This is a genomic window from Vibrio sp. 1-Bac 57, assembly GCF_037546855.1.
Lineage (GTDB): Bacteria > Pseudomonadota > Gammaproteobacteria > Enterobacterales > Psychromonadaceae > Psychromonas.
In genome coordinates this window covers 16,284-35,447 of sequence record NZ_JALAAC010000015.1, presented here as the reverse complement: position 1 = coordinate 35,447, position 19,164 = coordinate 16,284, and the positions used below count along the sequence as shown (strand labels likewise).

Here is a 19,164-nt window from a genome sequence, read left to right as displayed (position 1 = left end):
TTATGAATGCTGTTGTAGTTGTCATTAAAAATTATAACGAACACCTGCAATTAATGAATCGTCACTGTCATCGAGGTTGTTGAGTGCGTAGGAAACATAAGTTCGGATGGATTTATTAAATCGGTATTGTGCTTCTATTGCGTAAAAGTCTTCTGTATCTACATCCGCTTCTTCTGCCTGCCCAATAATACCTATCATGCGAAACTCTTTGGTAAATTTATATTGAACGGCTGCTTCTATCGATCTGAAATCATTATCAGCATCAATATCCCCCATCGCGTAGGTAACAGCAACATATAGATTATCTAGTGTATATGCAGCACCTAATGTTGCTTGGTTTTGGTCTGCTTCTGTATCAGTGTAAGAAGCAGCAAGCGCTAAACCAAAATCGAACTCATACAGACCAGAGATAGCATATGAATCACTATCATCAACATCACTCGCCGTATAGTTAGCTTGTAGCGTTAATTGATCCGTTAACTTGTTCGAGTAAAGAAAAGTATTATCTTCTTTATCCGATGAAGCATCAAATACTTGCTGAATACCGGAATGATAAGAAGCAATATCAGTCATGTCAGATACTTGTACATTCGCTGTATCTTGACGACCGTAAGAAAATTTACCAAATTCAGTTGCGAAACCAGCGAATAAATAACGGTTTTTAGCTTCTTCACCTGGTTTAATCTCATATTCCATGAAACCAAAACCTGTTAATGATTCTGAAATTTTAGTTTCACCACCAAAGTTAATGCGAGCGCGACTTTCATCAGTAATCGAGCCTTCATCATTATCAATAAACTCAGCACGTACTTCAGCACGACCACCTACTTTTAGCGTTGTACCGTCTTTATCATATACTGTTGCAGAGTTTGCCGTTGCTGACACTACGGTTGCTAGAATTGCTGTTGCTAATAATGTTTTTTTCATGATTCATCCGTGTTTTATTTAAAATAATATCTAAGGAATATAATTTTTGTTCAACAGCTAAGTGCTGTTCACGGAGAAGCAGTCTAGGGATTTTGTATGACAAAAATATTACTAATATTAATGATTTTTAAAAAAGTTCAATTTATTTTAAATAATATTTAGGCTTGTTAGAATCATGTCGCGAGTATTTGTCTTACTTCAAGGCGTTAAAATTTTAAGATAAAAAAACCGCCAGATAGGCGGTTTAATAAAATAGATTTTAAACCTTTATTTACCGATACAGAAACTAGAAAAAATACGTCCTAATAAATCATCAGAAGTAAATTCCCCTGTGATTTCGCTTAAATGTTGCTGTGTTAAACGTAACTCTTCTGCTAATAATTCACCGGCTTGGTATTCTTCAAGCTGCACTTTACCTTCTAATAAATGTTGTTCAGCTCGGTCAATGGCTTCTAAATGGCGTCTTCTTGCCATAAACCCACCTTCAGTATTACCTTGATACCCCATAATATCTTTAAGGTGTTGTTTTAAATCATCGACACCCAAACCAGTTTTAGCCGAAATACGGTAAACAGGATGATTATCATGCTCTGTTGTGACCAATGTTTCACCTGTTAGATCGGCTTTATTGCGCACCACGGTTAAGCCTACATTATTCGGTAAACGATCAATAAAGTCAGGCCAGATTTCGCGTGGATCCTCTGCGTCTGTAGTGGTGGCATCCAGCATAAACAAAATACGATCGGCATTATTAATTTCAGTCCACGCTCGTTCAATACCGATACGTTCCACTTCATCAGCACCTTCACGCAAGCCAGCAGTGTCAATTATATGCAATGGCATACCATCGATATGAATATGCTCTCGCATCACGTCTCGTGTTGTACCGGCAATATCTGTCACAATTGCACTTTCTTTGCCCACTAAGGTATTTAATAGGCTTGATTTACCAGCATTAGGTCGCCCAGCAATCACCACCTTCATTCCATCACGTAAAATAGCACCTTGCTTAGCTTGTTCTTTAACGGCGCTTAGGTTGTCTATAATTTTGTATAAATCGCTAGCAATTTTTCCATCACTTAAAAAATCAACTTCCTCTTCGGGAAAATCAATGGAAGCTTCCACATAAATGCGCAAATAGATAAGGCTTTCAACCAGTTCATTTACTTTATTGGAAAATTCACCCTGCAGTGAATGCAGCGCACTTTTAGCGGCTTGCTCTGAGCTAGCTTCAATTAAGTCGGAAATAGCCTCTGCTTGGGCTAAATCTAGCTTATCATTCATAAATGCACGTTCAGAGAACTCTCCTGGGTTAGCGCTACGAAGGTTTTTAATGGTTAAAATAGCTTTGATCAGCATATCCATCACAATAGGGCCGCCATGTCCTTGTAGCTCCAGCACATCTTCGCCTGTGAATGAATTTGGCCCTTTAAATAATAATGCAATGCCTTGATCTAGAACTTCATTATTTTGATCGTGAAAAGGTAGATATTCCGCGTAACGCACTTTAGGTAATTTACCTAAAATAATCTGTGCAACCGCTTCTGCATCAGGCCCAGAAACACGCACAATGCCAACGCCGCCACGGCCAGGTGCAGTTGCTTGTGCAACAATAGTATCAGTCGCTTTTATCATGTTCTGTTCCTAAAAATAAAGGCAATAAAAAAGGCGACTATTATAGTCGCCTTTTCTCAATGATTAAATAATATAATTATTTATGATGCTTTATGCAAAAGCTAAATAGTTAAACTATTTTTTATGTCCTAAACCTTGCTTTTCAAACTGACGGTAAATAATAGTTTGCTGTACTAATGTCACGATGTTACTCATTAGCCAGTAAAGTACTAGACCTGCAGGGAACCACAAGAAGAAGAAAGTAAAGACAACAGGCATAAACTTCATTATTTTCTGCTGCATTGGGTCTTGAACCGTAGCAGGAGACATTTTTTGAATGAAGAACATACTTACACCCATTAGAATTGGCAGTATGTAGAACGGGTCTTGTACTGACAAATCTTGGATCCAGAACATAAATGGTGCATGGCGTAATTCAACCGCTTCCATTAATGACCAGTATAAAGCGATGAATATTGGCATTTGTAATAAGATAGGGAAACAACCGCCTAATGGGTTCACTTTCTCTTCTTTATACATTTCCATCATTGCTTTTGATACTTTTTGACGGTCTTCACCGTAACGATCACGTAATGCTTGGATTTTAGGTTGTAGTAAACGCATTTTAGCCATTGACGTATATTGCGCTTTAGTCAGTGGGTATAACACACCTTTAACTGTAAAGGTGATCAAAATAATTGCCACACCCCAGTTACCAACAATACCTTGGAAGAATAACAACAATTTAAATAACGGTTGTGCAAGCCACCATAACCAACCGTAATCTACAGTTAAGTCTAAGTTCTCACCAACTTGTGCCATTTCTTCTTGTAATTTAGGACCTATCCAAAGGTTAGTAGCAAATTTTTCAGTGCTGTTAGGTGCGATAGTTTTAATTGGAGATTTAAAACCAATGGCCGCATCTTTATTCTGGATAACATTACTGTACAACAAATTATTGTCTGTTGGAGACGGGATCCAAGCAGAAACAAAATAGTGCTGTAACATTGCAACCCAACCACCTTCAGTTGATTTGTTCAGGTTACGTTCAACCATTTCGTCATATTTGTATTTACTGTATTTAGTATCAGTTGTGGAGTAAGCACCACCACGATAAACCGGCATCATTAGATTTGTAGAATGCTCTTCTAATGATTCTTTTAACTGCCCGTATAACTGAACATTGATTTCACTATCTGATTTATTTTCAATAGTATAATCTACATGTACATTGAATTCGCCACGGTTTAATGTGAACGTTTTAATAAATACGTTACCAGCTTGATCTACATAGCGTAATGCAGTAGAAACCGAGTCTTGGCCTTCAGAGATAACATTTTCAGTCTTATCAACGCTATAGAAAGGGCGTCCTTTAGGATTTGCATCCGGGCCTTGCTTTCCAATTAGACCGCTTTGCGCGATGTAGGTAAAGCCATTATCATTTTCTAATAAACGGAATGGTACACCTGAATCTAATGAATCATCATGACCGATTAAATCAGCAACAATGACATCACCACCTACTAAAGTAATTTCTAAACGTAATTGATCGTTAGCTAAAACAGCAATCGCGTTAGTTGATGCTTGTGTTGGTACTTGTACAGAAGCAGTATCATCTGATGAAGTTGGTATATCAGCACTATGATTACTAGTCGATGGAACTGATGATTGTGTTGTAGTGCTTTGTTCAGTCGTTTGCGCAGCAGCAATTGGCTGAGGGTTTTGCTCAACAACCCAGGCTTGATATAGCAAGAAGCTAACAAACAAGAGTGCGAGGAAAAGTAAATTGCGTTGTGATTCCATAACGTATTTTATCTCTAAGGTTTAGGTTTATTTTTAGTAGCGCAACAAGGAGGTACAGGATCATATCCTCCTTCATGAAAAGGATGGCATTTTACAAGACGACAAGCCGCTAGCCAACATCCTTTTATCATACCATGACTCTTAATTGCTTCTATCGCATAATGTGAACAAGTTGGCGTAAATCGGCAACGAGGTCCAATCATAGGACTAATAACTAACTGATAACCACGAATACATTTAATTGCTATCCATTGCAACGCTGCACTAATTTTCGCCATAACTTATCCAATACTTTATGAAGTTCTTGATTTGATAAATCAGCAATACCAGCTTTGGCAACGACGACGATATCGATGTTTGGAAGCTCATGTTGTTGAAGGCGGAAATGATCTCTTACAATGCGACGGATACGATTACGTCCTACAGCATGTTTAATGTGCTTTTTAGGAATAGCCATACCAATACGAGGGTGTTCTAGGGTATTTTTTCTAGCAAGAAGAGTTAAGTGTGGAGATACTGCCGGAATAGCATTTTTAAATACAGGTTGAAAATCTTCGGGAGTTAACAAACGTAACTCCCGAGAAAACGAATAATTCACCACGTCTGGTAAATTATGCGCTTAAGCTAGCGCGGCCTTTAGCACGACGACGAGCTAATACGGCACGACCGTTCTTAGTCGCCATACGAGTTCTAAAACCGTGTGAACGCTTACGCTTGATGTTGCTTGGTTGAAAAGTACGTTTCATGCTCTTTTCCACTTATTGTTAAGTACTGTACAGTAGCTAGTTTTTTTAAAAAATAAGCTTAATTACTTCGAAAAGTAACCAGGCAAGAATAATTAAAAGCATTAGCCGATTAAAAAGAGAGCGAATTCTATTGATTGATCGACTAAAAGTCAATCAGAGATGCTTCTTTCTGGCAGATTAAATTCATACTCCTTAGAAATTGATACTAAGAAGATAAATTATCTCTACGAGCCAAACTCAAAAGTTAGGGTGGCAAGATTATATATAAGCAGCGCTAATTAGCAAGGATCTTCCGCGATCTTGTCAAGCTTTATTTCTGAATGGCTAAACTATCTTGTTGTGGATAAAGTACGAGATGCCAGATGCCACCTAGTTACATGCTTGTGGATGCTTTAAACATTGAATGCAACAAAATACAAGGATCTTTTTTTTCTTTTTGTTAACAGATCTTATGGCGTAATGCCGCTCTTGTCGGTAGAATTATCCGCCCTAATGTATCTACTGGAGTTCGACGATGTCCCTCGCTATTTGGCAAGAATGTTTAGCACAATTAAAAGATGAGCTATCAGCAGGAGACTTTAGCACTTGGTTACGTCCTCTACAGGCAGAATATGATAATAATGTACTGTCATTATACTCACCAAATAAATATACCAGTGAGTGGGTACGTGAAAAGTATATGGATATCATTGAGACTAAATTACAAACATTAATCCACGCAATAGATGCCAATCAAACTATAAAGATACGTTTATTAGTCGGTACTGCAAATGCTGCAGCTAATAAACCAGCGGCACAAAAAGCAGCGCCTGTTTTAAATACTAACCAACCGTGGGAAGGTGAGTCAAAGTCACCAACTGTTGCGCATAAAAGCAATTTAATTAAAAAATATACATTTGATAACTTTGTTGAAGGTAAATCTAATAATTTTGCAATTGCAACAACACAACAAATTGCAGAAAATCCTGGTGATGTTTATAACCCATTATTTTTATATGCACATCCAGGTTTAGGTAAAACACATTTATTACATGCCGTGGGTAATGCCATTGTGGCAGAAAATCCTGACAGCAAAGTTGTGTATATTCGTTCAGAACGTTTTGTTCAAGATATGATCAATTCAATCCGTAATAATACCATTGAGCAATTTAAAGAATATTACGCGTCGTTAGATGCACTATTAATCGATGATATTCATTTCTTCGCAGGTAAAGACCGATCTCAAGAAGTATTATTCCAAACATTTAACTCAATGTTAGATGCGCATCAACAAGTAATTTTAACCAGTGACCGTTTCCCTAAAGAAATTGAAGGGATTGATGAACGACTGCGTACACGTTTTGGTTGGGGATTATCAATTCCAATTGATCCGCCAGAATTAGAAACGCGTGTTGCAATCTTAATTACTAAAGCGGAAGAGCGTGGTTTACATTTACCCGATGATGTGGCCTTCTTTATCGCAAAACGATTAACTATTACCGATGTACGTGTTTTAGAAGGAGCGATTGCGAATATTTCAGCAAAAGCACAATTTACAGGGCAGGATATTACTATTCCGCTAGTACAAGATGCACTGCGTGATATGTTAGCAGTTCATACCAAACAAACTACGGTTGATAACATTCAAAAAGTCGTCGCTGAGCACTATCGTATAAAAATTTCTGATATGTCCTCAAAACGTCGTACTCGTACGGTCGCTCGTCCACGTCAAATAGCCATGGCATTAGCAAAAGAGTTAACCCAACATAGCTTACCTGAAATTGGTGAAGCATTTGGCGGTCGAGACCATACCACGGTATTGCATGCTTGCCGCAAAGTAGAAGAATTGCGTCGTGAAAATAATGATATTCAAGAAGACTACAAAATACTTATCCGCACATTATCCATGTAAGAAAAGGTTATCTGATGAAATTTACTATCTCTCGTGAAGTTTTATTACGCCCACTACAATTAGTAGTCGGCTCAGTTGCGGGCGGGCGCCCAGCTTTACCTATTATGGGTAACATACTGATTGAAGTAAAAGATAACTTTTTAAACCTAACGGGTACAGATTTAGAAGTAGAATTAATGGCACAAATTCCATTAGATCTAGCATCTGAAGATGGAGCAATTACTGTACCAGCGCGTAAATTATTAGATATTTGTCGCGGATTAGCCGATCCCTGTGAAGTCACTTTTGAAGTAAAAAATGAACGGGTAACCGTTCGATCTGGTCGAAGCCGTTATTTACTTTCAACCTTACCTTCGATTGACTTTCCAAATATTGAAACATGGCAAAGTTTGATCGAATTAACCGTACCGCAAAATGAATTTAAAAAGCTCATTGAATTCACGCAGTTTGCAATGGCTAGCCAAGATGTCCGTTATTACTTGAATGGTATGTTCTTTGAAGTGTCAGGTAATACTTTACGTAGTGTTTCTACTGATGGGCATCGCTTAGCATCCTGTTCTATTAATATTGACCAAGCGATTGAAGAGCAATCCGTTATTGTGCCTCGAAAAGGGGTCTTAGAACTGGTTAAGCTATTAGATAAAGAGCAAGCTAACGTTACCATTCAATTAGGTAAAAACAACTTACGTGCTGTGATTGATGGATTTGTATTCACCACTAAATTAGTCGATGGACGTTTTCCTGATTACCGACGTGTTATTCCGCGAAATGGTGATAAAGAATTAATATCTAGTCGTGAAACGCTAAAACAAGCTTTCACTCGCGCAGCCATTTTATCCAATGAAAAATTCCGCGGCGTGCGCTTAACACTATCTGAAAACTTATTAAAAATTACCGCCAATAATCCAGAACGAGAAGAAGCAGAAGAGTATATCGATGTAGATTATCATTCTGCAGAGTTAGAAATAGGTTTTAATGTAAGTTATGTATTGGATGTATTAAACACCTTGAAAAGCGAACAAGTAAAAATCACCTTCAGTACATCTGATCACAGTGCTTTGATAGAATCTCTTGATAGTGATGACTCACTATACGTATTAATGCCAATGCGCCTTTAACGATTAACAATTGCACCTATCACGTTTTATTTAAGGAATTGATTAATGTCATTACAGAAATTAATCATTAACCAATTCCGTAATATCGACTCCGCTACACTCATCTTTGACTGCAAAATTAATTTAATTGTTGGTGAAAATGGTAGTGGCAAATCGTCATTACTGGAAGCTATCTACCTACTTGGATTAGGCCGTTCTTTTCGAACTCATTTAACCAATAGAGTTATTCAACACGACCAAGCTCATTTTACACTTTATAGCGAAATCAATTTCCAGCAGCGCGTTTTTCCAATCGGTTTACAAAAGTCGAGAGGCGGTGAAACTACCCTTAAAATCGATGGTCAGATAGTTAAGAAGTTAGCGTCATTAACACAATACATTCCGATGCAATTAATCACGCCTGAAAGCTATTCTTTATTATCAGGAAGTCCTAAAAATCGCCGTGCTTATTTAGATTGGGGCGTTTTTTATCATGATCCTTTGTTTTATAGTAACTGGTCTCGCATAAAGCGACTTTTAAAACAAAGGAATGCCGCTTTAAAGCAATGTAACGCTTACAAAGAGCTTCAAGTATGGGATAATGAACTTTGTGTCTTGAGTGAGCAAATAAGCGCACAGAGAGCCGATTACTTTGCGAAATTAGAGCCTTTAATAGTACAAACTATTGCAGATTTTCTGCCCGAGTTTACTATCAAAAGTCAATTTTTTTGTGGTTGGGACAAAAACAATAAGCCGTTAGCACAATATTTATCCGACAATTTTCATCGAGATAAGCAATTAGGTTATACAAGTATTGGTCCCCAAAAGGCGGATTTAAAATTAAAAATCAATAACTTACCTGTTTCTGATGTTCTATCGAGAGGGCAGTTAAAGCTACTTGTTTATGCATTACGTTTAGCACAAGGGTTGTTTTTAAATTCCATCGACAATAAGCAGTGTGTTTTTTTAATTGATGACTTCAGTTCTGAACTCGATAGCAACAAGCAAACACTATTAGCAAAACATATTATAGAGTCCGATGCTCAGGTGTTTATTAGCGCTATTTCAGCGCAGAGCATCGGAGATTTATTTACGCAAGAACGCACTCTGTTTCACGTGAAACAGGGTAAAATTACAGTAGAAAGGTGAAAGTTTTATGGCTGAGAATAGTTATGATTCGTCAAGTATTAAAGTACTAAAAGGGTTAGATGCGGTTCGCAAACGCCCTGGCATGTATATCGGTGATACCGATGACGGTACGGGTCTACACCACATGGTTTTTGAGGTATTAGATAACTCAATCGATGAAGCTCTAGCAGGCCACTGTAGCGATATTATTTGTACTATCCATACTGACGGCAGCGTATCAGTACGTGATGATGGCCGTGGTATTCCAGTTGATATGCACGAAGAAGAAGGTGTTTCTGCAGCTGAAGTAATAATGACCGTGTTACACGCCGGTGGTAAATTCGATGATAACTCTTATAAAGTATCGGGTGGATTACACGGTGTAGGTGTATCAGTAGTAAATGCATTATCTGACAAACTACGTTTGACGGTTAAGCGTAGCGGTAATATTCACCAACAAACTTACGCAAAAGGTGAGCCAGAAGCGCCAATCGCAGTTATCGGTGATACAGATCAAACCGGTACAGAGATTCGTTTTTGGCCTAGCCCATCGACCTTCTCAAATGTGACATTTCAATATGACATTTTAGCTAAACGCTTACGTGAATTATCATTTTTGAATTCTGGTGTATCTATTAAATTAATAGATAAACGTGAAGAAGATAAAGCAGATCATTTCCATTATGAAGGTGGTATACACGCTTTTGTTGAATATTTAAATAAGAACAAAACACCAGTACATAATAAAATATTCCACTTTAATACAGAACATGAAGATGGCACTGCAGTTGAAGTTGCAATGCAATGGAATGATGGTTTCCAAGAAAATATTTACTGTTTCACCAACAATATTCCTCAACGTGATGGTGGTTCTCACTTAACGGGTTTCCGCGGTGCATTAACGCGTACCTTAAACTCGTACATTGAGAAAGAACTAGCAAAAGTTAAAAACAATAAGAACAAAACCTCGACTGAAGGTGGTGATTCACGTGAAGGTTTAACAGCGGTTATTTCTGTTAAAGTGCCCGATCCAAAATTCTCTTCACAAACAAAAGACCGTTTAGTGTCATCTGAAGTAAGACCAATTGTTGAAGGTGCAATGAATGAACGCTTGCAAGAGTTCTTACTAGAGAACCCAACGGAAGCAAAAATCATTGTTGGTAAAATTGTTGATGCCGCACGCGCACGTGAAGCAGCTCGTAAAGCACGTGATATGACTCGTCGTAAAGGCGCATTAGATCTAGCAGGTTTACCGGGTAAATTGGCAGATTGTCAAGAAAAAGACCCTGCACTTTCTGAACTATATATAGTGGAAGGGGACTCGGCTGGCGGAAGTGCGAAACAAGGCCGATCTCGTAAGAACCAAGCTATTTTACCGCTTAAGGGTAAAATTCTTAACGTTGAAAAAGCACGCTTTGATAAGATGTTATCTTCACAAGAAGTAGCAACGCTAATTACAGCATTAGGTTGTGGTATTGGCCGCGACGAATATAACCCAGAGAAAACCCGTTATCATCGCATCATCATCATGACCGATGCCGACGTCGATGGTTCTCACATTCGTACGCTATTATTAACGTTCTTCTATCGTCAAATGCCTGAGTTAATTGAAAATGGTTACATTTACATTGCTCAACCACCGCTTTATAAAGTGAAAAAAGGCAAGCAAGAGCAATACCTAAAAGATGATCCAGCGTTACAAGCTTACTTAACTGCTCTCGCAATGGAAGGCGCATCTTTACACGTAAGTGCTGATGCACCTGGTATCACCGGCTTATTTTTACAAGGTATGATTGAACGTTATCGTACTGCACAAGAAACGATTGTTCGCTTAACACGTCGTTACCCAAATGTTGTATTGGATAAACTGATCTATCAGCCTGAATTAAAAGCTGAAGATCTAGTGAATGCAGATAAAGTAACAACATGGATGGAAACTATTATTGAGGTGTTAAACCGCCAAGATTTAGAAGGGACCATCTATAAAGCTAATGTCGTTAAGTCAGAAGATGAATTAACCAACAAAATTTTGTTTACTGTACGTAAACATGGTGTTGATACTATTTATACTTTTGATGAAGAGTTCTTTGGTTCAATTGAATACAAATCATTAGTTGCTTTAGGTGTAGAAATACAGAACCTATTAGAAGAAGGTGCTTATATTCAACGTGGTGAACGTACTAAACCAGTGGAAAACTTTATTGAAGCAGTAAACTGGTTAATGCATGAATCAAAACGTGGTTTATATATTCAACGATATAAAGGTCTGGGAGAGATGAACCCAAGTCAACTATGGGAAACAACGATGGATCCTAGTACGCGTCACATGCTTCAAGTGACGGTTGATGATGCTGTTGGTGCGGACCAATTATTTACAACCTTAATGGGTGACCATGTTGAGCCTCGTCGTGCATTTATCGAGAAAAATGCACTACGTGTCGGAAATATTGATATCTAAGCTTCATATAATTAGCAACTTTTAAAGGTTGTTAAAATTGAAGAATATAAAAATCCAGCCTAGCAGCTGGATTTTTTATGCCATTGATAAATATATCTAAATAAACTCTACACTTTCTAGTGAACTCATTTACACCTCTAAATGGTTATTTTTTGCAATATAACTGCAATATTCAAGTTGTATGCTCTGCTTTTAACTTTTTTATAAGCATCGCATAATGTCAATTAACTTACTTACAAAATTTATTTCTTGTTGTATTGCCTTATTACTTATTCTCATCAGTGCTTTTATAATATGGGCATGGCATGAGATGGATAAGCCATATCAAATCAATCAGTCTTACCATGCTATAAAATCGGAATTAGCCTCTGATGTAACACTTTCTTTACAACATTACCTTGCTTCAGGTGATGCTAATAAATTACTTGATGCAAGTAATAAACTAGAAAAACTACGTGATACACCTATAGACTGGCTTGAACAAAGGCAATCAGACTCAGTCATTATACTAATTACAAAATTACAGAAAGCGATTCAACAGGCAAGAGCAGCAGGGAAATTGGCTGCAAATCCAGAAATTTTATTAATAAATAACGAAGTAGAACGACATGATCTAATATCTGATTTAATTGCTTTAACTAAAAAATCCGACGTTAGCATGATAGTTAAAACACAATATCTGCAACAATTATTAACTTTAAGTCAACAGTTACAAAAAATTGGGTTATTAAGACAACGCTATTTACAACTAAATAATTCACAAACAAAACAACAACTGTTAACAGAAAATGAAATAGTTCAAAGTAATATTGATCAACTCGATGCTTTACCTAGTTTACTTTTATATACCACAGAAGAAGTCGACGAATTTAGTTTTGATGAGCCAGAGACTGTTGATTTAACGAGGCAAAGCATTAATGATTTAAGCAGTTTAAGTAGGCGTTATCCCAAAGAACTAACCAACACAACTAAAATATTAACGGCCATAGTGAGCAGCCAAGAACAAATAACACTCGCTTTAAATAATTTAGTTCGAAGTTTTACCTTATATTCAAATGTGGTCGATCAACAAAAACAGGAAATAACCAAAAAAGTAAAATTAATTGGCACCTTTACGTTACTAATATTTATTTTGATCCTAACAATATCTGCATGGCTACAGTTCAAAAGCTTACATTTTATTCGCCAGCTTTTGCCATTTTTTGATGCATTAACAACGGGAAATTTTAGTAAAAAATTCACTATCAAAAGCCAACTATCAGAATTCACTTCAGTGACTCTCCGTTGCGAGCAATTACAAAGATATTTGATGGACCTTACAAGTGCCTTAAAGGCACAATCAGAACAATCCTTAATAGAGAGTAACTTATTACAAGAACGTACTCTACAAGCCGCAGAGAGCGGTCAACAGCAACAAAAGCAAACAGAGTTAGTAACGTACTCCATTTTAGCTCTATCAAATTCATTTACTGATGTTACCGAGAGTGCAGCAGAAACTTGTCAGCAGACAAATAAAGCCGTTAAACTAGTTGATATGGCAAGTACAACATTAGCGTTACAAGTAAATAGAACTCAAAAACTATCTGATAATATTTTATCGTTAAGTAAAGTAGTAACAAAATTAACTGCCGACACTGCCTCTATTAATAATGTATTAGAAGTGATTAATAACGTATCTAAACAAACTAACTTATTAGCTTTAAATGCAGCTATCGAAGCGGCTAGGGCAGGAGAGCAAGGCCGAGGCTTTGCTGTAGTAGCTGATGAAGTACGTGCTTTAGCAATTAGAACATCACATTCCACAAAAGAAATACAAACCATCATTGATCATTTACTATCAACAACGACTGAAGCAAACGAGATGGTGTTATTACAAAGTAATGCAGCAATTGATTGTGCAAACCATAGTTTATCAGTACAAGAAGAACTAAATTCAGTTTCCCATATTATTGATAGTATATATGAACATAACAATACTATAGCAACCGCAACAGAGCAGCAGTCAATCACTATTAATGAGGTTGCAATAAACACGAAAACGATTGAAAAGCACACTCATCAAGTCAGTACACATCTACAAAAAATTAATCAATCAAGTGCCAGCATTAAAACAATCAGCGAAGTATTAAACTCATTGATAGTAAAATTAAAACACTAAGAATATTAATAAGAAATAGAGGGAAAAAGGAAGAGAGTATTTATAAAGAAAAGGTTAGTGAATTGGTCTTCACCTTGATTTGAGTTTATTGATTTGAGTTTATATTTTAATTCTTTCCTTTAAAAATACTCTTTGCTTTAAAAGTCGCTATAGGTTGTTTCACGTGAAACAACCTATCCAAAGTTTATTATCATTTCTGTTGATATAACTCATTCACAACCGATGCTAAAATATCAACACCACGTTCAACAACATCACTTTCTTGTGCATAATTGAGTCGAATACATTCATGTGTATGTTGCCAATCCTGATCAAGTCCAGGGAAAAAATAATGCCCAGAAACAACAATCAAACCTTTCTCTTTTAATCTCTTATAAAGTTCATTCGAGCTAATAGGTAAATCTTTAAACCAAAGCCAAAGAAATAATGCACCTTCAGCTTTATGAATTCTGAAGTTTTTATTAGTTATTTTTTTCAATAATAACGACATAGCTATTTGAGATTTTTGTTGATAAAAAGGTTTAATTACATTGTCGCTCAACGTAATAATTTCTTTCGTTTTTACGAGAGGCAATACAATTTCAGGTCCAATTCCGCCAGGGGATAGTGCCATAATGCCCGATAGATTAGACATGGCTTTAATAATACTTGGATTGGCAATCACAATACCGCAACGTGCACCAGGTAAACCAAATTTAGACAAGCTCATACATAAAATAGTATTGTTATTAAAATGAGGCTTAACATTCTCGAAAATAATATTAGGGAAAGGAGTACCGTAAGCATTATCAATAATAAGCGGAATATTATGCTGTTTAGCTAGCTTATCTAACTTCTCTATTTCACTATCAGTTAAAACATTACCCGTTGGATTAGTAGGACGAGATACGCAAATAGCACCAATATCATCAGTTATTTCTAACGCATCAAAATCAACATGGTATTTGAATTGTTGATTTTCTAATTCCGTAATTTTAGGTCGAACAGCAACAAATGATGCTTCTGAAACGCTGGCATCAGCATAACCAATATATTCAGGTGCTAATGGAAATAATATTTTACGTTTTTTTCCATTGCTAAAATCACCCGCTAATAAATTAAATAGGTAGAAAAATGCATTTTGACTACCATTAGTTAACATTATATTTTCAGAAGATAAATTCCAATCATATAAGTCATTAAATAGTTCTGCCAGTGCAGTAATAAAACTATCTTTCCCTTGAGGCCCATCATAATTAGCGAGCGTATCAACTAACTTCCCTTCATTTAATAAGTCCTGCATTAGGTCAGTGAATCGTTTTTGAATAGCCGGAATAGAGGCGGGATTGCCACCACCTAGCATTAAAATATCATCACCGCCTTTTACGCCTTTATTTAGATCATCCATTAACTCTGTTATGCCTGAGTGCTGTGTAAATTTATTTCCAAATGTTGAATAGGGCATGCAAAAATCCTGAATATAAAATGAGAATTAAAATAAAATATTAATTTGAAAAAACAATTGTTTCATGTGAAACAATTACAGACAACAACAATTAAATTTAAAATGTAATAAAGATGCATTATAAATTTAATAATTATTCAACCAAACAGTTTATTAAATTTGAGTAATATTTTAAGCAATCTGTCTAATTTACGATCTAACATATTAAATGATAGGACCAATAATGATAGGTAATATGCTTTAGCCATAAATTGAATCTAGCTATTTCAAACTTAAATAGCCTCTTAGATAATTAAGATTTCAAGTATTGTTTCACGTGAAACAAAAAAGCTCAGTATAAACTGAGCTTTCTATAATAACTATTCACCGTTTTCGGATTAATCGATAATAATATTTATAGCACCGATACATCAGCAACTTGTAAAAATAAGTTACGTAAACGATTTAGTAAGGCTAAACGGTTATTTTTTACAGCTAAATCATCCGCCATTACCATCACATTATCGAAAAAAGCGTCTACAGGCGCCTGTAAGCTAGCTAACTCAAACAAGGCTGACTCGTAGTCTCCGACTAAAAATAAAGGGCTTAGCTTGCTTTCTAGAGCGCCTAATATTTCAACAAGTGCGATTTCGGCATCTTCTTGAAGCAAATCTTGACTAACTTCGTTGTTAATTTCTTCAGTCACTTTAGCAAGAATGTTGCTAATACGTTTATTAGCAGCAGCGATTGGTGCCGCTTCAGGTAACGTTTGGAACTTAGCAACCGCTTTAATACGCTTTTCAAAATCAACCGGTTTTGTTGGACGACGCTCTAAAACAGATTGAATTAACTCAACTGAATAACCATTTGCTTGATAAGTTGCACGGAAACGAGCAAATAAGAAATCAACCACATCGTTAACAACATTATCATTTGTTAATTTATCTGCGTACCCTGTTTTAGCTATTTCAACTAGATCAACAATATCTAAGTCTAAGTTTTTATCTGTAATGATACGCAATAGACCGATAGCAGCTCGACGCAATGCAAATGGGTCTTTGTCACCTTTAGGTGCTTGTCCAATACCAAATATACCCACCAGCGTATCTAATTTATCTGCCAATGAAACGGCACAAGCAACTAAAGAAGTAGGTAGTTTATCACCAGCAAAACGTGGTAAATATTGCTCATTCAAAGCCACTGCAACATCTTCATGTTCGCCATCAAAGCGAGCATAATACATCCCCATTACACCTTGAACATCAGGGAACTCCATTACCATCTCAGACATTAAGTCTGCTTTTGATAATAAACCAGCGCGCTTTGCGTGCTCTGGATTGGCTTGAATACTAGTCGCTATTTTTTCAGCAACGGCGCTGATACGTTCAGATTTCTCTTTTAACGTGCCTAATTGCTTTTGGAATAATACAGTTGATAGCGATGCTAAACGGCTTTCTAATGTTTTCTTTTTATCCGTTTCAAAGAAAAATTCTGCATCCGCTAAACGAGGGCGCACTACTTTTTCATTACCAGAAACAACTTGCTTAGGATCTCGACTTACAATATTTGAAACAAAGATAAAGCGTGGTAATAAATTGCCTTCTTTATCTAATACTGGGAAGTATTTTTGATTATCTTTCATCGTGTAAATAAGCGCTTCAGAAGGAACTGCTAAGAACTTTTCTTCAAACGATCCCACTAATGTTACTGGCCATTCAACTAAAGAAGTAACTTCTTCTAATAGTTCATCATCAATTGCAGCAACACCATTTTCATGGGCAGCAAGGGCTTCTACTTGTTCACGAATGATCGCTTTACGACGTTCATAATCAACAATAACTTTACCCGAATCATCTAATAACGATTCATATTGATCCGCATGTGATAGCGTTAATTCAGCTTCACCCATGAAACGATGTCCACGAATAGTGCGATCTGAAGCAACACCTAATAATTCACCTTGAATTAATTCACTACCAAATAACATAGTTACGGTATGTACAGGGCGAATAAATTGTGTACTTGCACTTCCCCAACGCATTGGTTTTGCAATCGGTAATTTAGCTAATGCCGACTCCGCAATCGCTGGGATAAGACTGTTAATATGTTGGCCTTTCACCGCAGACTTAAATAATAGCCATTCACCTTTATCAGTGACTAAACGTTCGGCCTCTTCAACGGTAATGCCGTTAGAACGTGCCCAACCTTGTGCCGCTTTAGTCGCAACACCATTATCATCAAATGCTACATTTACTGCTGGACCACGCTTTTCAACTATTTTATCTGCTTGAGTCGCGACTAGATTAGTGACGACTACAGCTAAACGTCTTGGAGATGCTAACCAATTAACTTTTTCAAATGTTAATTCAGCTTTATTTAGTTCAGCTTCGATATTGCTAGCAAATGACTCAGCAAGTTTGCGAAGTGATTTTGGTGGTAACTCTTCGGTTCCCAACTCAATCAATAAATTTTCTTGTGACATTAAACTTGCCTCTATTAATTTAAATTTTTACAAAGTGGGAAACCAAGTGCTTCACGCTTAGCGTAATAAGCCTCTGCAACAGCTTTTGATAACGAACGCACACGTAATATATAACGTTGGCGCTCAGTAACAGAGATTGCATGACGAGCATCTAACAAGTTAAAAACATGTGATGCTTTCATTACTTGCTCATAAGCAGGTAACGGCAAGCTAGCTTCAATTAATTTTTGGCTATCTTTTTCACATTGATCAAACTGTGTAAATAATGCATCAACATCGGCATGCTCAAAATTGTAGGTCGATTGTTCTACTTCATTTTGATGGAAAATATCACCGTAAGTCACTTTACCCATTGGTCCATCTGTCCATACGAGATCGTAGATACTATCTACACCTTGGACATACATAGCAAGACGCTCTAAACCATAGGTAATTTCACCGGTAACAGGAGAGCACTCAAGTCCACCCACTTGCTGGAAGTAAGTAAACTGTGTCACTTCCATCCCGTTTAACCAGATTTCCCAGCCTAGTCCCCAAGCACCTAACGTTGGTGATTCCCAGTTATCTTCTACAAAACGGATATCATGGATAGAGGTATCGATACCAATTTCTTCAAGCGATTGTAAATACAACTCTTGAATATTTTTAGGAGATGGTTTTAATACGACTTGGAATTGGTAGTAGTGTTGTAAGCGATTTGGGTTTTCACCATAACGACCATCAGTAGGACGGCGACAAGGTTGTACATAAGCGCTGCTCATTGGCTCAGGACCAATCGAACGTAAAAAGGTTTGTGGGTGGAATGTTCCAGCTCCAACTTCCATATCAAGCGGTTGAACTATTGCACAACCTTGGCGAGCCCAGAAGTCTTGCAATGCAAGAATCAGCCCTTGGAATGTTTTTGTATCGAATTTTTGCATGATTTAGGCTTCGAGTTGATTGAAAAAAATGAAATCTATTATACCTATTGGAGCCAATTATACCAATGGCAATAGCGGTATAGACTAACTTTACAAGCGAATAGCAGAGAAGTAGATCAAACAAAATCGAATAATTTTAATACTATATAGATCTACTATCAGACTGAGTGTAAAAATAATATTAATTATAGTTAAGTGACTAGCTATTTAAGTCATACCTAACTACCAATAACATAGAACATAATCAACCAATTCAATATGAAAAATACTTAAAAAAACAATAAGAAGTAAGCACTCACTTTCAACTGTCAGCTTTAATAAATAATAAATCAATTTTAATCTTACTTGCTGTATCAACTTACTAGTCACAACAATAACGATGGCAGCGATCAAAACATGGGTCACTAAGAAACTCTAATTTTGCGCAGATAACATAATTAATATTGTGGCACCCCACTGGCTAAAGTGTCGTTTTAGTTAACGCATCGCGCTCACACTTAAACCTGTCGCGATGTCT

Annotated in this window: 14 protein-coding genes; 5 read left to right on the top strand and 9 right to left on the bottom strand. The window is 36.8% G+C overall.

Annotated features, from left to right (window positions below):
- Positions 1-24: 24 nt before the first annotated feature.
- The 6 genes from MT391_RS11255 to rpmH form a co-directional block, all read right to left on the bottom strand.
- Positions 25-927 carry a porin gene (locus MT391_RS11255; protein WP_028869402.1) on the bottom strand — a complete coding sequence of 301 codons (903 nt, stop codon included), beginning with the start codon at positions 925-927 and terminating at the stop codon, positions 25-27.
- 267 nt (positions 928-1,194) lie between these two features.
- Positions 1,195-2,562, bottom strand: coding sequence for a tRNA uridine-5-carboxymethylaminomethyl(34) synthesis GTPase MnmE (gene mnmE / locus MT391_RS11250; protein WP_182690086.1), 1,368 nt, complete (start codon positions 2,560-2,562; stop codon positions 1,195-1,197).
- 114 nt (positions 2,563-2,676) lie between these two features.
- Positions 2,677-4,344 (bottom strand): membrane protein insertase YidC, encoded by a 1,668-nt coding sequence (gene yidC / locus MT391_RS11245; RefSeq protein WP_499498056.1) that lies wholly within the window; start codon positions 4,342-4,344, stop codon positions 2,677-2,679.
- A gap of 14 nt (positions 4,345-4,358) precedes the next feature.
- On the bottom strand, positions 4,359-4,622 hold the full coding sequence (gene yidD, locus MT391_RS11240) for a membrane protein insertion efficiency factor YidD (RefSeq protein ID WP_028869405.1): 264 nt from the start codon (positions 4,620-4,622) through the stop codon (positions 4,359-4,361).
- Positions 4,589-4,942 carry a ribonuclease P protein component gene (rnpA, locus tag MT391_RS11235; RefSeq protein WP_499441627.1) on the bottom strand — a complete coding sequence of 118 codons (354 nt, stop codon included), beginning with the start codon at positions 4,940-4,942 and terminating at the stop codon, positions 4,589-4,591. Before rnpA ends, yidD begins: the two co-directional genes overlap by 34 nt.
- Before the next feature lie 13 nt (positions 4,943-4,955).
- A complete protein-coding gene (rpmH, locus tag MT391_RS11230; RefSeq protein ID WP_028869407.1) occupies positions 4,956-5,090 on the bottom strand; it encodes a 50S ribosomal protein L34 in 135 nt (44 codons plus the stop codon).
- A 514-nt stretch (positions 5,091-5,604) separates the two neighbouring features.
- Between rpmH and dnaA the strand changes: the two genes are divergently transcribed.
- The 5 genes from dnaA to MT391_RS11205 all read left to right on the top strand — a co-directional run bounded on the left by dnaA (position 5,605) and on the right by MT391_RS11205 (position 13,822).
- Entirely contained in the window at positions 5,605-6,981 is a 1,377-nt protein-coding gene (gene dnaA, locus MT391_RS11225) for a chromosomal replication initiator protein DnaA (protein WP_028869408.1), read from the top strand.
- A 14-nt stretch (positions 6,982-6,995) separates the two neighbouring features.
- Complete coding sequence (gene dnaN, locus MT391_RS11220; RefSeq protein ID WP_028869409.1) at positions 6,996-8,099, top strand: DNA polymerase III subunit beta; 1,104 nt, start codon at positions 6,996-6,998, stop codon at positions 8,097-8,099.
- A 45-nt stretch (positions 8,100-8,144) separates the two neighbouring features.
- On the top strand, positions 8,145-9,227 hold the full coding sequence (recF, locus tag MT391_RS11215; protein WP_028869410.1) for a DNA replication/repair protein RecF: 1,083 nt from the start codon (positions 8,145-8,147) through the stop codon (positions 9,225-9,227).
- 7 nt (positions 9,228-9,234) lie between these two features.
- The gene (gene gyrB / locus MT391_RS11210; RefSeq protein WP_028869411.1) at positions 9,235-11,664 is read left to right on the top strand and encodes a DNA topoisomerase (ATP-hydrolyzing) subunit B; all 2,430 of its coding nucleotides are present in this window, start codon (positions 9,235-9,237) and stop codon (positions 11,662-11,664) included.
- 310 nt (positions 11,665-11,974) lie between these two features.
- Positions 11,975-13,822, top strand: a complete 1,848-nt coding sequence (locus tag MT391_RS11205) for a methyl-accepting chemotaxis protein (protein ID WP_182690084.1) — start codon at positions 11,975-11,977, stop codon at positions 13,820-13,822.
- A 190-nt stretch (positions 13,823-14,012) separates the two neighbouring features.
- Here MT391_RS11205 and MT391_RS11200 read toward each other — a convergent pair whose 3' ends face one another.
- The 3 genes from MT391_RS11200 to glyQ all read right to left on the bottom strand — a co-directional run bounded on the left by MT391_RS11200 (position 14,013) and on the right by glyQ (position 18,647).
- Positions 14,013-15,266, bottom strand: coding sequence for a valine--pyruvate transaminase (locus MT391_RS11200; RefSeq protein WP_182690083.1), 1,254 nt, complete (start codon positions 15,264-15,266; stop codon positions 14,013-14,015).
- Between the two features lie 394 nt (positions 15,267-15,660).
- Positions 15,661-17,727 (bottom strand): glycine--tRNA ligase subunit beta, encoded by a 2,067-nt coding sequence (gene glyS / locus MT391_RS11195; RefSeq protein WP_499498054.1) that lies wholly within the window; start codon positions 17,725-17,727, stop codon positions 15,661-15,663.
- A 14-nt stretch (positions 17,728-17,741) separates the two neighbouring features.
- Positions 17,742-18,647 (bottom strand): glycine--tRNA ligase subunit alpha, encoded by a 906-nt coding sequence (glyQ, locus tag MT391_RS11190; RefSeq protein ID WP_160064804.1) that lies wholly within the window; start codon positions 18,645-18,647, stop codon positions 17,742-17,744.
- Positions 18,648-19,164: the final 517 nt, after the last annotated feature.